General features: G+C 71.2%; 13 protein-coding genes. 4 read left to right on the top strand and 9 right to left on the bottom strand.

The window, feature by feature from the left end:
• Positions 1-8: 8 nt before the first annotated feature.
• The 4 genes from ACSUPV_RS28390 to ACSUPV_RS28405 form a co-directional block, all read right to left on the bottom strand.
• Positions 9-1,358: a pyridoxal phosphate-dependent aminotransferase gene (locus tag ACSUPV_RS28390; protein WP_436948816.1), complete on the bottom strand. Its 1,350-nt coding sequence runs from the start codon at positions 1,356-1,358 to the stop codon at positions 9-11.
• Positions 1,325-2,083 carry an iron-containing redox enzyme family protein gene (locus ACSUPV_RS28395; protein ID WP_031111952.1) on the bottom strand — a complete coding sequence of 253 codons (759 nt, stop codon included), beginning with the start codon at positions 2,081-2,083 and terminating at the stop codon, positions 1,325-1,327. Before ACSUPV_RS28395 ends, ACSUPV_RS28390 begins: the two co-directional genes overlap by 34 nt.
• Positions 2,084-2,530: 447 nt before the next feature.
• Positions 2,531-3,418, bottom strand: a complete 888-nt coding sequence (locus tag ACSUPV_RS28400; protein WP_031111955.1) for a LysR family transcriptional regulator — start codon at positions 3,416-3,418, stop codon at positions 2,531-2,533.
• Positions 3,419-3,517: 99 nt separating this feature from the next.
• Positions 3,518-3,970: a MarR family winged helix-turn-helix transcriptional regulator gene (locus ACSUPV_RS28405; RefSeq protein ID WP_359788964.1), complete on the bottom strand. Its 453-nt coding sequence runs from the start codon at positions 3,968-3,970 to the stop codon at positions 3,518-3,520.
• A gap of 99 nt (positions 3,971-4,069) precedes the next feature.
• Here ACSUPV_RS28405 and ACSUPV_RS28410 point away from each other — a divergent pair, with 99 nt between their 5' ends.
• Positions 4,070-5,092 carry an NADP-dependent oxidoreductase gene (locus tag ACSUPV_RS28410; protein WP_031111957.1) on the top strand — a complete coding sequence of 341 codons (1,023 nt, stop codon included), beginning with the start codon at positions 4,070-4,072 and terminating at the stop codon, positions 5,090-5,092.
• Between the two features lie 106 nt (positions 5,093-5,198).
• Positions 5,199-5,618 carry an organic hydroperoxide resistance protein gene (locus tag ACSUPV_RS28415; RefSeq protein WP_037762921.1) on the top strand — a complete coding sequence of 140 codons (420 nt, stop codon included), beginning with the start codon at positions 5,199-5,201 and terminating at the stop codon, positions 5,616-5,618.
• Positions 5,619-5,686: 68 nt separating this feature from the next.
• On the opposite strand, the gene ACSUPV_RS28420 is transcribed toward ACSUPV_RS28415, so the two are convergent.
• A complete protein-coding gene (locus ACSUPV_RS28420) occupies positions 5,687-6,832 on the bottom strand; it encodes a serine hydrolase domain-containing protein (RefSeq protein ID WP_436948817.1) in 1,146 nt (381 codons plus the stop codon).
• A complete protein-coding gene (locus ACSUPV_RS28425) occupies positions 6,829-9,402 on the bottom strand; it encodes a M14 family zinc carboxypeptidase (RefSeq protein WP_436948818.1) in 2,574 nt (857 codons plus the stop codon). Before ACSUPV_RS28425 ends, ACSUPV_RS28420 begins: the two co-directional genes overlap by 4 nt.
• 198 nt (positions 9,403-9,600) lie before the next feature.
• On the opposite strand from ACSUPV_RS28425, the gene ACSUPV_RS28430 reads away from it, so the two are divergent.
• Complete coding sequence (locus tag ACSUPV_RS28430; RefSeq protein WP_031111964.1) at positions 9,601-10,416, top strand: EI24 domain-containing protein; 816 nt, start codon at positions 9,601-9,603, stop codon at positions 10,414-10,416.
• Here the strand turns inward: ACSUPV_RS28430 and ACSUPV_RS28435 are convergent.
• Both ACSUPV_RS28435 and ACSUPV_RS28440 read right to left on the bottom strand, forming a co-directional pair.
• Positions 10,379-11,641 carry a pyroglutamyl peptidase gene (locus tag ACSUPV_RS28435; protein WP_436948819.1) on the bottom strand — a complete coding sequence of 421 codons (1,263 nt, stop codon included), beginning with the start codon at positions 11,639-11,641 and terminating at the stop codon, positions 10,379-10,381. The two genes, ACSUPV_RS28430 and ACSUPV_RS28435, sit on opposite strands and share 38 nt — an antisense overlap.
• Positions 11,642-11,739: 98 nt before the next feature.
• Positions 11,740-12,678: a LysR family transcriptional regulator gene (locus ACSUPV_RS28440; protein ID WP_359788956.1), complete on the bottom strand. Its 939-nt coding sequence runs from the start codon at positions 12,676-12,678 to the stop codon at positions 11,740-11,742.
• 50 nt (positions 12,679-12,728) lie between these two features.
• Between ACSUPV_RS28440 and ACSUPV_RS28445 the strand changes: the two genes are divergently transcribed.
• Complete coding sequence (locus tag ACSUPV_RS28445) at positions 12,729-13,115, top strand: RidA family protein (RefSeq protein WP_436948820.1); 387 nt, start codon at positions 12,729-12,731, stop codon at positions 13,113-13,115.
• Here the strand turns inward: ACSUPV_RS28445 and ACSUPV_RS28450 are convergent.
• Positions 13,112-13,702, bottom strand: a complete 591-nt coding sequence (locus tag ACSUPV_RS28450) for a TetR/AcrR family transcriptional regulator (protein WP_436948821.1) — start codon at positions 13,700-13,702, stop codon at positions 13,112-13,114. The two genes, ACSUPV_RS28445 and ACSUPV_RS28450, sit on opposite strands and share 4 nt — an antisense overlap.

Consider the following 13,702-nt stretch of genomic DNA (forward strand, 5'->3'; position numbering starts at 1 on the left):
CCTTCAGCTCAGGACTCCAGACGGGTGAGGGCGTGCCGGATGCGTGTGGCGGCCTCAGTCAGAAGCGAACCGGTGCGGCCGCAGTTGATCCGCACGAAGTGGTCCAGCGCCTCGCCGTGCGCGAAGTGGCTGCCGGCGATGGTGGCCACCTTCGCTTCGGCCAGCAGGAACTGCTCGGCGGTGGCGTGACCGAGCCTCTGGTAGGCGTCGGCGTGGGCTGACAGGTCGACGAAGAGGAAGTAGCCGCCCTGCGGCGGGCTGACCCGCAAGGAGGGTATGGGCTGCAGTTCTTGCAGCATCGCCTCCAGATTGGAGCGGGCGATCTTCGCCCTGAAGGTCGCCACCTCGTCCATCTCCGGCTGCAGTGCGATGTGCGTGGCGACCTGCCCATAGGTCGACGCGAACGACGTGAGGTTGACCTGGGCGCGCGCGGCGGCCTCCACGATGTCCTGGGGACCGCAGAGATAGCCGATCCGGTCGCCGTGCATGCCGTAGGTCTTGCCCGGTCCGGTCACCGACACGGTCCAGGGCCGCATGGAGCAGCGATCGCCGCCGGCGAGCGGCACGTCCAGGGCGGCGAAGGTCGTCGCCCGGTCACCGAGGACGTGTGCTTCGTAGGGTGTGTCGAACAAGACGTGGACGGGGCTCTCGCCGCGGTCCTGCCGCCGGGTGTTGTGCCGCGCGAGGACCTGGGCCAGTTCCGACAGTTCCGCCGTCGAGTAGATCTTGCCCGTCGGGTTGATGCAGTCGCCCAGGACGACGATCTTGGTTCGCTCGGAGAGCGCTCCCTCGAGAGCCCGCGCGGTGAGGCCCTCGTCTGCCGGTACCAGGACGGTCTTCGGGATGGCTTCGTGCAGCCGCACCATGTCCGAGTAGTGCGGCCAGTTGGGCACGGGGATCACGACCTCGTCGCCCGGGTCCAGCAACGCGTGGAAGGTCGCCGAGATGGAGCCCTTCACACCGCCCGGTGTGACCATGACCTCCGTGTCGGGGTCGTACTCGATGCCATGCAGGCGAGCCACCCGTGCGGCGATGGATTCGCGCAGGAACGTGAATCCCTTGACCGGTGCGAAAGCATGCACGGTTTCGGATCTCTGCTCGATGAAGTCGATGACTCCACGGTCGATCCGGGGGTCGGTCGGGGTGTCCAGCGCGCCAATGCTCAGATCGATGATCTGGTCGTCCGCGGCGACTCCGCGGTTGAGCGCGACGAGCTTTGCCGCGGTGCCGTGAGTAGCGGATTCGGGAATGCTCAGAACTGCCTTGGAGATTCCTCTGTTTCTCTGCACGACGCTTACGAGCTGCCTCTCTCTACTCGTCGAACTCAACTGGTGACGGCCTTGTACATGGCGTTCCACATCTCCAGTTGGATGTTCAGCGTCTCGCGGGCGCCGTAGGCGATCTCTGCGACGTCCGCCTCGGTGCGGCAGTTGTTCTCGACGCACCTCTTCGCGTCCGCGGCGTGGCGCTCCTCGACGCCCTCGTCACCGACGTGGACGTTGAAGTAGATCTCGACCTTGTCGACGAACTCGGACTCGGGCAGCCCGGTGTTGCTGTTGCGGAACGCCGTACGGCAGATCTGCAGCATGGTGTCGGCGTGTGACTCCAGGGCCATCGCGACGCCCAGCATCCGGTGGTAGCTGCCGCCCACCAGTTCCCGAGTGCGCTCGCGGTACTTGAACGTCTCGGCGATGACCAGGTTGCTGTGCCGCGCCTCCTTCACCCGCAGCGGCGACAGGCCGAACTCCACCTCGCCGTGCAGGTTGTGGGCGTTCTCCATCAGGATTTCGTGGCACTTCGCGGCCTCGCCGTTCCCGGTCTCCTCGTTGAGGATGAAGGAGAACAGTGTCAGCGTGTCACGGTCGTCGTTGGCCGCTGCCTGGGCACAGACGTGGGCGATTCCCTTGACCGTACCCTCGGTCCTGTGGAAGAAGTTCGCCCGGTGGAAGTCGTAGGTCTGGCTGTTCCACGACGTGTCCTGCAAGAACTTGAAGTAGTCGTTGCTGTAGACGTCATGCTGTTCCAGGCCGTCCATGAGTGAGGCGACCTGATCCTTGAGTGTGGCTTCCGTGCTCGTGCTCATCTTGCGTGCACCCCCAGTTCGCACCGAATTTGCATCATGACGCCTGGCCAGATATCAGTACTGGCCTCTCTCCCAGAGGAAAGCGGAGCCGGACTTGTGATCTCAAGTTCTCATCCGCGCCCAGAATTCGTCCAATACATAATTGTCACCGATTCCATCGCGGTGCGCGATAGATCGGGAAGCTCCCGCTCGGTGTCGACGGCCTCTTTCCGTCCGGCTGACCTGGCCTTTCCTCATGATGGTCATGGGGGGTGAGCGGCTGACCGCCGGGGAAGTTCGTCGAACTGTGCCAGGACGGGGGTGCGGACATCTGACCGGATCGGACCGGTCCGGAGTACGGGATGGACGCCCATGTTCTGAAAGTTGGGGGCAATCCAGGCATGCATTTCGGCCAAGTCGCGAAGCCTTATGCGGTCGCCCGCACGGAAAACCGGGCGGCGGTCCCTTTCACTCCGTGTCGTCGTCCTCCGGGATGCCGAGGATGGCGAGGAAGGCGGTGGCCGCGGGCGTGCGGTTGTCGCGGCTCCAGATCATGTATTCGACGCGGGTCGGCGCGTCGGTGACCTCGATGGTGATGACGCCGGTGAGCTGAGCCGCGTAGGCGGAGGGCAGCATGGCGATGCCGAGGCCCTGTCCGGCCAGTCGCGCCAGGAAGTCCGCGTTGGTCACCTCGAAGGCGACGTCGCGGTGGACGCCGGCGGCCGAGAAGGCCAGGTCGGACTGGACACGTCCGTCTGTCCTGGCCGGCAGGTCCACGAACACCTCGGAGGAGAGCCTGCGCAGATCGACCGCCGACTCCTGGGCCAGGGGGTGGTCCGGCCCGACGACGGCGACGAGCCGGTCACGGGCGAGTTCACGCGAGTTGACGCCCTCGGGGCGCACCGTGGTCGGCAGCCCGAGGAAAGCCACCCCTACGCCTCCCTCTCTGACCTGTTCGACGAGTTTGTCGCCCGCGCCCACGCTCAGGCTGATGCGCACGTTCGGATACTGCTGGTTGAAGTCACGTAAGGCGCCTGGGACGTCAACCGCGGCGACGGACGGAACGACACCCACGGCGAGCCGCCCGCGTATCTCGCCGACCGCCGCGGCGACTTCGTTGGCCGCGCGCTCGGCGGCGTCCAGGCATTGCCGGGCCGAGGGCAGGAACGCCGCACCGGCCGGAGTCAGCCGTACTCGGCGGCTGGTGCGTTCGAAGAGCCGTGCCCCCAGCTCCTTTTCGAGCCGGGCCACTTGGTGGCTGAGAGCGGACTGGACGACCAGGCAGCGTTCGGCGGCCCGGGTGAAGCTGTTTGTCTCGGCGACGGCGACCACGTAGCGCATCTGCTGAAGATCCATGGATCCATCGTGTGTCATGTCCAGAAGAGCTGAGAAGCGGTCGCACAGCAGGAATCCGTCCTTCAGGAAACCGGCGGCCGATCTTCTGCGGGGCGCGACTCACCCCAGCATCCGCCGCAACGCATCCCGCAGAGCCACCCTCTCCCCCTCGGAAAGACCGGCCAACGGCTCCCGCGCGAACCGCAGTGACTCCCGCAGGCTCCGCGCCACCCGCCGCCCCTCCTCCGTCGCCGCCGCCACCTTCACCCGCCGGTCCGCGGGATCCGGACGTCGCTCGACCAGCCCGCGCGCCTCCAGCCGGTCCACGATCCCCGTCACGTTCGACGGCTCGCACTTCAGCCGCTGCGCCAGCCTCCGCATCGGCAGCGGCTCCAGGCACAGCAGGCTCAGCAGCCGCGCCTGCGCCCCCGTGAGGGCGTGCTCCGCCGCCGCCGACTCGTAGTCCTCGTGGAACCGCGCCACGACCTCCCCGATCAGCTCCACGACCTCGAGCGTCAGCGGATCGGGGCGGCGGCTCGTCGTGCTCTGGGGGGTCGGTGTGGTGGAGGCCATGCGATCGAGGGTACCCGGTTATTTGACAACCTGAAATTTTCAGGAGCATGGTTGTTTCAGGTACTGAAACATTCGCACCCACGTGAGGACAGGCGCCCCATGACCGACACCCCCACCCTCCCCGCCGTCAGCCGCGAATGGCACCTGCTGAGCCGTCCGGTCGGCTGGCCGAAGCCCGAGGACTTCGCCCTGGTCGAGGCGGAGGTGCCGCAGCCCGGTGAGGGGCAGGTCCTCGTCCGGAACAAGTACCTCTCCGTGGACCCGTACATGCGCGGCCGGATGAGCGCCGCCAAGTCCTACGTCGCCCCGTTCGAGCTGGGCAAGGTCATGCAGGGCGGTGCCGTCGGCGAGGTCGTGGCCTCCAACGCGGAGGGGCTGGCCGTCGGGGACCACGTGCTGCACTTCTTCGGGTGGCGGGAGTACGCCGTCGTCGGCGCCAAGAACGCCGTGAAGGTGGACCCGGACGCCGCGCCGCTGTCGACGTACCTCGGTGTCCTGGGCATGACCGGCCTCACCGCCTACGCGGGACTGCTGCGCACCGCCGCCTTCAAGGAGGGCGACGCCGTCTTCGTCTCCGGCGCCGCCGGTGCCGTGGGCGGCCAGGTCGGGCAGATCGCCAGGCTGAAGGGCGCCTCGCGGGTCATCGGATCCGCCGGGTCGGAGGAGAAGGTGAAGCTCCTCGTGGAGGAGTACGGCTTCGACGCCGCCTTCAACTACAAGGACGGGCCCGTGGGCGAGCAGCTGCGCGCCGCCGCTCCCGACGGGATCGACGTCTACTTCGACAACGTCGGCGGTGACCACCTGGAGGCGGCCATCGGCTCCCTCAACCAGGGCGGCCGGATCGCCGTCTGCGGGATGATCTCCGTCTACAACAACACCGAGCCCGCCCCGGGCCCGAAGAACCTCGCCCGCCTCATCCAGACCCGCGGCCGTATCGAGGGCTTCCTGGTCGGGGACCACTACGACCTCCAGTCGCAGTTCGTGCAGGAGGTCGCCCCCTGGGTCGCCTCCGGTGAGCTGAAGTACCGGGAGACCGTCGTCGAGGGCATCGAGAACAACCTGGAGGCCTTCCTGGGCGTGCTGCGCGGCGACAACACCGGGAAGATGATCGTCAAGCTCTGAGGGCTCCCGGTGCCCTTTGCTGGACTTCCGGCATGCGGTAGTTTCTTTCCGAATCCGTCCCGGTCCGGGCGCGAGCCGCGGCGGACGACCGAAGGAACACAACCGCATGCCGATCCAGCAGTCCGACGTCCTGTACACCGCCGTCGCCACCGCCGAGAACGGGCGCGACGGGCGGGTGGCCACCGATGACGGCCGGCTCGACGTCGTCGTCAACCCGCCCCGGGCGATGGGCGGGAGCGGCGCCGGCACCAACCCCGAGCAGCTGTTCGCCGCCGGGTACAGCGCCTGCTTCCAGGGCGCCCTCGGTGTCGTCGCCCGTGAGGAGGGTGCCGACCTCACCGGTTCGACCGTGACCGCGAAGGTCGGCCTCGGGAAGAACAGGGAGGGGTTCGGGATCATCGTCGAGATCTCGGCCGACATACCGAAGGTGGACCGGGGCACCGCGCGGTCGCTGATCGAGAAGGCCCACCAGGTGTGCCCGTACTCGAAGGCGACCCGCGGGAACATCACCGTGACGCTCGTCTGACGACAGTCGTTGTCTGCGCGGAGGCCGCATCCTTGGACGTGGGATGCGGCCTCCGTCCGTGCCCGGGGTCAGCGGGCGAGCGCCGCCTTGTGGACCGCCCGCGCGAGGCGGCCGTTCTCCGGGGCCGCGCCGCCGGGGAAGGCGAACCGGCGCCGCGTGTAGCCGTACGCGAGGCCGCTCCACGGGTCCGCGAAGGCCTGCGAGCCGCTGGCGCCGCTGTGCCCGATCGCCCCGGCGCCGAGGAACGGGTGCCACGTGTCAGCCGTGGTCTGGAAGCCGAGGCCGAACGACTTGTGGGTCCGGGCCACCAGGTCGTAGCCGACCGAGTGGAACTGGCCGAACTCCGCCACGGTGTCCGGCTTCAGCAGCGGGGCCTGCTCGCCCACCTCGCTGATCGCCGCCGCGTACATCCCCGCCAGGCCCCGCGCCGACGCCACCCCGCCCACCGACGCCGGGCCCTTCGCGCGCACCAGCGGCATGTTGGGGAGCGAGGCCAGATCGGTCGGCTCGGCCGCGTGCCGGTTGAAGGCGATCGAGGCGAGGGTGTGCGGGCCCGTCGGGGCGGCGTCGAGGAGGGCCTGCTCCTCGGGGGTCGGATCCATCGGCTGGGTGGTGCGGAAGCGCGGCTCCTGCGGCGCGGGCAGCCCGAGGAAGAAGTCCAGGCCGTACGGGGCCCTGATCCGCTCCTGGTACACCTCCTGGAGCGTGCGGCCCGTGGCACGGCGTACGACCTCGTTGGACAGGGCCCCGCTGACCAGGGCGTGGTAGCCGAACGCCGTGCCGGGGCGCCAGAACGGCCGCTGGTCGGCGAGGCGTTCGGCGAGCTGGCGGTCGTCGGCCAGCTCCGCGAGCGTGAAGCCGCTGTCCGTGCCGACCACCCCGGCCCGGTGCGCGAGCAGCTCGCGCAGGGTCAGGGCGCCCTTGCCCTCGGCCGCGAACTCCGGCCAGTAGTACGTCACCTTGCGGTCCAGTTCCAGCGTGCCGTCCTGGACGAGGAGGGCGACGACCAGGGCGGCGGCGCCCTTGGTGGACGAGAACACGCCGTAGAGGGCGTCCGCGTCGGTCCCCGCCCACAGGTCGACGACCTTGCGGCCGTGCACGTAGGCGCACAGCTGGCCCTCGTAGTCGGGGCGTTCCCCGGCCACGCACGCGGCGAACTCCTCACGTACGTTCTCGAAGCCGTCCGCCACGGTGCCGTGGATCTCCTGCGTCATCCGCTCTCCTCAACTGAACCGCTGTGTGCCACTGTGAACAATGCCCGTGCCACCTGCGGGAATTCCCCCTTCGGATGGTCCCGGAAGAGGGGTTCGGTGCCGAACAGGACCGTGCGCCCGCCGCTGACCACCGCGGCCTGCCCGGCGGCCTCGGCGGGGCCGCCGGTGCCGTCCCGGAGCGGGCGCCAGTGTCCGGAAACCAGCGGGTTCCCGGCCGCGTACGACTGCTCCACGCGCACGCCGGGGCCGAGATCGGTGAACCAGAGCGGGGCGTAGACGAAGCCGTGGGACGGTGCCTCGCGGGTGAGCGCGCCCGAGTTCACCGTGCGGACCACTCCGTTGGCCGCGTCGTTGCCCTCGACCGGCTTGACGGCCAGCCGCCCCGCCGCCGCGTTCAGGTCCGCTCCCGTCGCACCCCGGCCCACCAGGCCGTGGCCGTCGAGGAAGGCGTCCAGGGCCCTGCGGGCGGAGGCCGACAGGGCGGCGCGGTTCAAGCCGGTGGAGACGAACAGCACGTCCGCGGCGGACCAGTCGAAGCCCGCGTTCAGGACCGCCGTCGAGACCGGCGTGACGTCGAAGCCCATCTCCCGCAGCGCGAACAGCTCACCCGGTGTGACGGCGGCGGCGACCCGGACGCGGCGCAGGGGAGTCGTGCCGGCCGCCCGCGTGGCCGTGAAGGCGACGTCGTGGGCGCGGGCGGCGGTGAGCGCGGCGCGGCGGGCCGACGCCGGGACGATCGCGCTGCCGTCCGCCGACTGCCGTACGGGAACACCCTGACGGAGGAGGGAGTTGAGCGCGGCGATCTCGCGCGGATCGGTCAGGCGCAGACGGAGGTCGCCGTATGCGGGCACGTGCGCCACGGGGGCCGCCTCGGTGACCGGGCGCAGGGGCGCGCCCCGCAGGCTGCCCGACGGCACCCGCTCGACCGTGGCGCCCCACAGACGGCCCAGGCTCCAGCCCGAGATGTCGTACATCTCCGAGACCCGGTCGCTGATGTCCCGGCCGTCGGCCAGCAGCACGTTCGCCATGCCGCGTTTCGGCTGGTGCAGGTCGACGACGTACGAGCCCTCGGGGTAGGTCCGTCCGGCGAGACGGAAGGGGCGGGTGGCGCGGGTGACGCGGACGTCGTTGGCGAGGAGGTGGTCGACCAGGCGGGCGGCGGCCGGCGCCGAGCGCTGGGTGCGTGAGGTGCCGGGCGGGATGACGTAGGCGCGCGGGAAGGTGGTCGTGTAGACGTCCTCCGGGCCGATGCCGGGGACGCCGGGGACGGTCTCCGGCGACACCGGGACCTGCGGGGCACCGGCCGCGCCGCGGCGGAAGACCTCGATCTGGTCGGCTACGAGACCGGCGCGGTGCTCGCGGACGTGGTCCAGGGTGGCGCGGATCGCCGCTCCCGCCACGGCCGTGTTGACCGCCGAGCGGCGGCGCAGCTCCGGGACGGGCAGGTCCTCGTACTCCTCGTTGTTCACCGCCAGCGGGATCTCCACCGTGTGGGCGGCCACCGTGCCGTGGAAGGCCGCGTACTGCGGGGTGAAGATGGGCGGCCAGTCGTCCCAGCCCTCCTCCTGGTCGCGGAACGGGATCTGGGCCGGCTCCACGCCGTCCTTCCCGGGCGTGAAGCCGAGGGCGTTGACGGCCGACTCCATGCCGAGGGCGTTGGCGTAGGAGTTCTTCAGGAAGAGGTCGTACTCGTAGTTCTCGCCGTGCGGGGGAGTGGTCGGCTCGATGAGCGTGCCGTTGACGTAGCCGTGCAGGTCCAGCAGGACGGCCGGCTGCTTGTCCAGCTGGATCCGCCGCATGGCGCGCGTCTCGGGCTGGGAGGCGGTGACGAAGTCCCGGTTGAGGTCGAAGCCGTTGGCGTTGGCGCGGGTGCCGGCGATGCGGCCGTCCGGGTTGGCCGTGATGTTGAAGTACAGGCGGCTGTGCGCGAGGAGGTCGCGGGTGCCGGCGTCCTGGGCGGTCGCGAGCTGCTCCACGATCCTCAGGGCGGCGTCCGTGCCCTCCCACTCGTTGCCGTGGATGTTGCTGTTGACGAAGACCGGCGTCTTGTAGTCCCGCCTGATCTCACGGGACCTGGCGGCCGTCGCGGGCGCGCTCTCGATCAGGTCGCGCATCCGCTCCTGGGCGCGGGCCTCGCGGGCGGTCTCCGGGGCGGTGACGGTGACCAGGTAGAGGCGGTGGCCGCCGGCCGAGCGGCCCGCCACCTCCACGCTCACCCGGTCCCCGAGGCGTTGCAGCGCGTTCAGCTTCGGGGCGATCCCGTGGTACGGGGTGAGGCCCAGCTTCAGGGACTTGTCGCCGGGGTTCACCGGGTCCGGGGAGAGGGTCTGGCGGCGGGGGTAGCCGCGGGTGTCCGCGGCGGCGGAGGTCTCTTCGGGAGCGGCCAGGGCCCGCAGGGCCGCGCTCGCGGGAGCCTGGGCCGCCCGGCCGTCCAGGGCGGCGCCCTCGCGGGTGACGGGCTTCGGGTCCGCGCCGGCGGTGCCCGGGGCGAGCAGGAGCGAACCCGCCGTGGCGAGAGTGAGGGTGACGATCAGCGCAGGTCTCGCAGGAACGGTTCTCGTGGTGCGCACGCAGTACCTCCCGAGGGGCTTCCTGAGATCGGTACGGCGAGGTGTACCGGTTCGACTCAACGGCAACAAGGGCGCGTTGGTGTCACCGGTGACCCGGATGGCTCTGCCGAGTGCGCACCGCCTGACCTGGGCGGCCTGTGACAGCGGTGTGACCGGAGCGCGTCAAGAGCGCGACACCGGCCCCGATAGGGTCGTCCCATGCGCGATCTCGGGGTGGGTTTCCGGTATCTGCTGAGAGGCCAGCGATGGGTGGCCCGGCACGGCAGGCAGTACGGCTTCGGGCTGCTCCCGGGCCTGATCACCCTCGTCCTGTACGCGGCGGCGCTCGTCGCGCTGGCCCTGTGGGGCGAGGACGCCGTGGCCTGGGCGACACCGTTCGCCGACGACTGGTCGAGCCCGTGGCTCGGGCTCTTCCGCGGCTTCCTGACGGCCGTGCTGTTCGCCCTCGCCCTGCTCCTGTCCGTCGTGACGTTCACAGCGGTGACGCTGCTGGTCGGGCAGCCCTTCTACGAGAACCTCTCCGAGAAGGTCGACCGGGACGTGTCCCCGGACGGGCACGCACCCGAGTCGGGGCTGCCGCTCTGGCGCGAGTTGTGGATCTCCGCCCGGGACAGCCTCCGGATCGTCGTGCGGGCCGCCCTGTGGGGTGTGCTGCTGTTCGCCTGCGGCTTCGTCCCGGTCGTCGGTCAGACGGTCGTCCCGGTGATCGGGTTCTTCGTCACCGGGTTCTTCCTCACCGAGGAACTGACCGCCGTCGCCCTCCAGCGCCGCGGCGTCGAACTGCGCTCCCGGCTCGGCCTGCTCCGCTCCCGCAAGACCCTGGTCTGGGGCTTCGGCACGCCGTTGGCCGTGGCCTTCCTGGTGCCGTTCGTCGCGGTGTTCCTGATGCCGGGCGCGGTCGCGGGCGCCACCCTGATGGCGCGTGAACTCCTGGGCGAGGAGACCCGGGAGGACGGCGAGGAGGGCGACCGGGCCGTCACGACTCTTCCGCAGCCACCCTCAGGATCGTCCTGACCTGGGCGATGATGTCCAGCCGGTTCCGCACGAACTCCGGGTCGGTGACCTCGGTGGTGTTCCCGGCGCCGAACTGGAGCACCGGCGTGTGCACGTGCCCGCCCGGCAGGACGTCGTGCAGGCCCAGCCGGTCCCGCAGCAGGGTCGCCCGGTAGGCGATCTCGTTGGAGAGGTAGTCCCCGCCGCCGCCCTGGCGGGCGGTGGATCCGGGAGTGGGCCCGTCGGGGCGTACGACGGGCTCGGTGCCGCCCGCCGGGATCTCGGTGACGCTCGTGTTGTCGTAGACGGGGAAACGGCCGGTGTGCGCGGCGACGATCGCCCGGTAGGGCAGCGTGGTCGTCGTCCACTGGGGCTGTGAAGCCGGGTCGGTGACCGGGATCGTCTCGGTGCGGCCGATGTTCTCGTTGTCCCCGAAGCCGCCCCGCCAGGCCCCGTTGGTCCGCTCGATGTCGAACCGGCCGACCCGGCCCTGGCTCACGGTGGCGAACAGGTCGACCTTCCCGAGGTGCGGCCGCAGGGTCCGCTCCACGCTGCCTCCTCCAGTGCCGAAAGCCTGGGAGGTGCCCCCAGTGAAGTCCCGCCAGCGCACCGGGAACACGGCCGTCTCGATCCGGGCCGGGCCGTCCGCCGTCTCGACGACCGTGCCGTCGAGGGCGAGCGCGGTGGCGCCGGACGGGTTGGAGATGCGGATGTCCCGGTCCAGGGTGAACGGGTCGAAACCGGTGAGCAGGATCCGCTTCAGGCCCTTGCCGCGCGGAAAGCCGATGGCCGTCTGGCCGCGCGAGGTGCGCTCCAGCTCGTCCAGCAGCGCCGCCCGCTGCCCGTCCGTCAGGCCGAACTTCGGCTGCCAGGTGCGTACTTCACGAGTCATGCCGAGCCGCGCCCAGTACAGCGGCCGGTCGTCGTCCCGGCTCAGGTCCCCGCCCGCCGGGCCGCGCCCCTGCGCCCGGTCCACGGCCCGCCGCCACAGCTGCGCCCCCTCGCGGGTGACGGCCCGGCAGGCCTCCCCGTAGGAGCGGGCCGTGTCGAGCGCCCGGGCCAGCCGCGGGGCCACGGCGTCGAAGCCGGAGCGGCGCAGGATCTCCTGCGGCGCGGCCCGGTCGAGCCGCTGCTCCTCGACGGTGGGGGAGGGGGCCGCCTCGGCGGCGCTCGCGGGCGGGGGGACGGCGAGGCCGGTCAGCAGCGCGAGGCCGAGGACGCCGAGGCGAACGCGTATGGAGTTCAAGGGGGTTGAGCCCTTCCGTCACGGTGGGGGTGGCGTGGTGCCGGACGGCGGAAGTATCGCGTGACGGCGGTGGTCCACGCCATGGGGCTCAGGACCCTTCAGGCGGGGATCCGCGCCGTCGCCTCCCGCAGTGCCCCGAGGAAGGCCACGGCGGCGGGCGTCAGGGACCGCCCTCGCGCCGTCGCCGCGTACACCGCCCGGGCCGGGCCGCCCTCGTCGAGCACCCGCAGCAGCCTGATGTCCGGGCGCACGGACTCGGCGGCGAGTGCCGGTACCAGCGTCACCCCGAGCCCGGCGGCGACATAGCCCTGCTTGGCGGTCCACTCGCCGACGACATGCGCGACCCGCGGACGGAAGCCCTGACGCAGGGCCGCGTCCAGCAGGGTGCCCTCGGGGCGGGCGCTGCCGGAGATCCAGTCGGCGTCGGCGAACCGGCCGAGCGGCACCGGGCCGTCCTGCCCGGCGAGGGGGTGGTCCGCCGCCACGGCGACGTACAGCGGCTCGTCGAGGAGGTGGTGCAGCACGTACGACTCCAGCGGCGCGCGGCCCGTCGTCGACACGATCGCGAGATCCAGGTGACCGGCCGTCAGCCGGTCCAGCAGAGCCGGGGTGAAGCCCTCCTCGCGGGTGACGCGGACGCGCGGGTGGCGGGCGTGGAAGCGGGCCAGGGCGTGCGGTACCAGGGCCGCGTCGGCGGTGGCGAACGCGCCGAACCTCAGCCGTCCGCCGGCCGCCTCGCGCAGGGCGCCGAGTTCCCGCCGGGCGTCGTGCAGCGCGGCGGCGACCGTCTCGGCGTACGGCACCAGGAGCCGTCCGGCCTCCGTCAGCCGGACCCCGCGCGGCAGCCGGTCGAAGAGCGGCCCGCCGCCCAACGCGGCCTCCAGCGAGGCGACTTGCCGGGACACCGCGGACTGCGTCCAGCCGAGCGCCCGCGCGGCCACCGTGAACGAGCCGTGCCGGGCGACCTCCAGGAACACCCGCAGCCAGATGGTGGAGAGCTCCGGCACCTCGTCATGCGTGATCGGCATGGGAGCCATGCTAGACATTCGCTTGTCGCATCGACGGCGGTCCGCATAGCTTCGGCGGCATGCAGATCACCCTGGACAACCCCGCCTCCGCGCCCCAGCCCCTCAGCCCGTACTACTCCCAGGTCGCCCGTCTCGAACAGGCCGACGGCAGCGCCCTGTTGTTCGTCTCCGGGCAGATCGCCGAGGGCGCCACCCTCGCCGAGCAGACGGAGGGCGTCTTCGAGACCCTCACCGCGCTGCTGGCGGCGCACGGCGCCACCCTGGCCGACGTGGTCAACATCCGCACGTACCTGACCGACATCGCGAAGCTGGAGGAATACGGCACCGTACGGCGGCGGTTCCTCACCGGCACCCCGCCGACCAGCATGACCTTCGAGGCGTCCCGCCTCTTCCGCCCGGAGGCCCTCGTCGAGGTCGAGGTCGTGGCCGCCGTCCCCGCCCGCTAGGTGTGCTGTCCCGGGTCCTCGCCCAGCAGGGTCAGGAAGTCGCGGAACGCGGACGCCATGTCCACCGACTCCGGGTCCAGCAGCCACTGGTACTGCAGGCCGTCCAGGACCGCCACCACCAGGGGTGCGGCCCGCTCGGGCGTGAGGCCGCTCGGCAGGCGGTCGCCGTACTCGGCGCGCAGCACCCCGGCCAGGCCGGCCCGCACCTGGACGTAGCGCTCCGTGAAGTACGCCCGGGCCGGATGCCCCTCCGTGACGCTCTCGCCGAGCAGCGCCGAGAACGTCTGGATGATGGCCGGCCGCATCGCGTTGTACTCGACCAGCGAGCCCAGCAGGTCCAGCCGCAGCCGCCCGGCGGGCAGGGCGTCCCAGCGGTCCCGCTCCTGGAGCACCGCGACCAGCAGCGCCTCCTTCGTCGGGAAGTGGTGCAGCAGCCCCTGCTGGGTCAGCCCGACCCGCTCGGCGACCGCGGCCAGGCTCGCTCCCCGGTAACCGCGCTCGGCGATCACCTCCAGGGCGGCCCGCACGATCTCCGCCCGCCGTTCCTCGCTCCTCGTCCTGGCCCTCATGGCGTCACCGTACGACAA

It is taken from the genome of Streptomyces sp. SudanB52_2052, from assembly GCF_964272415.1.
GTDB classification, from domain to species: domain Bacteria; phylum Actinomycetota; class Actinomycetes; order Streptomycetales; family Streptomycetaceae; genus Streptomyces; species Streptomyces olindensis.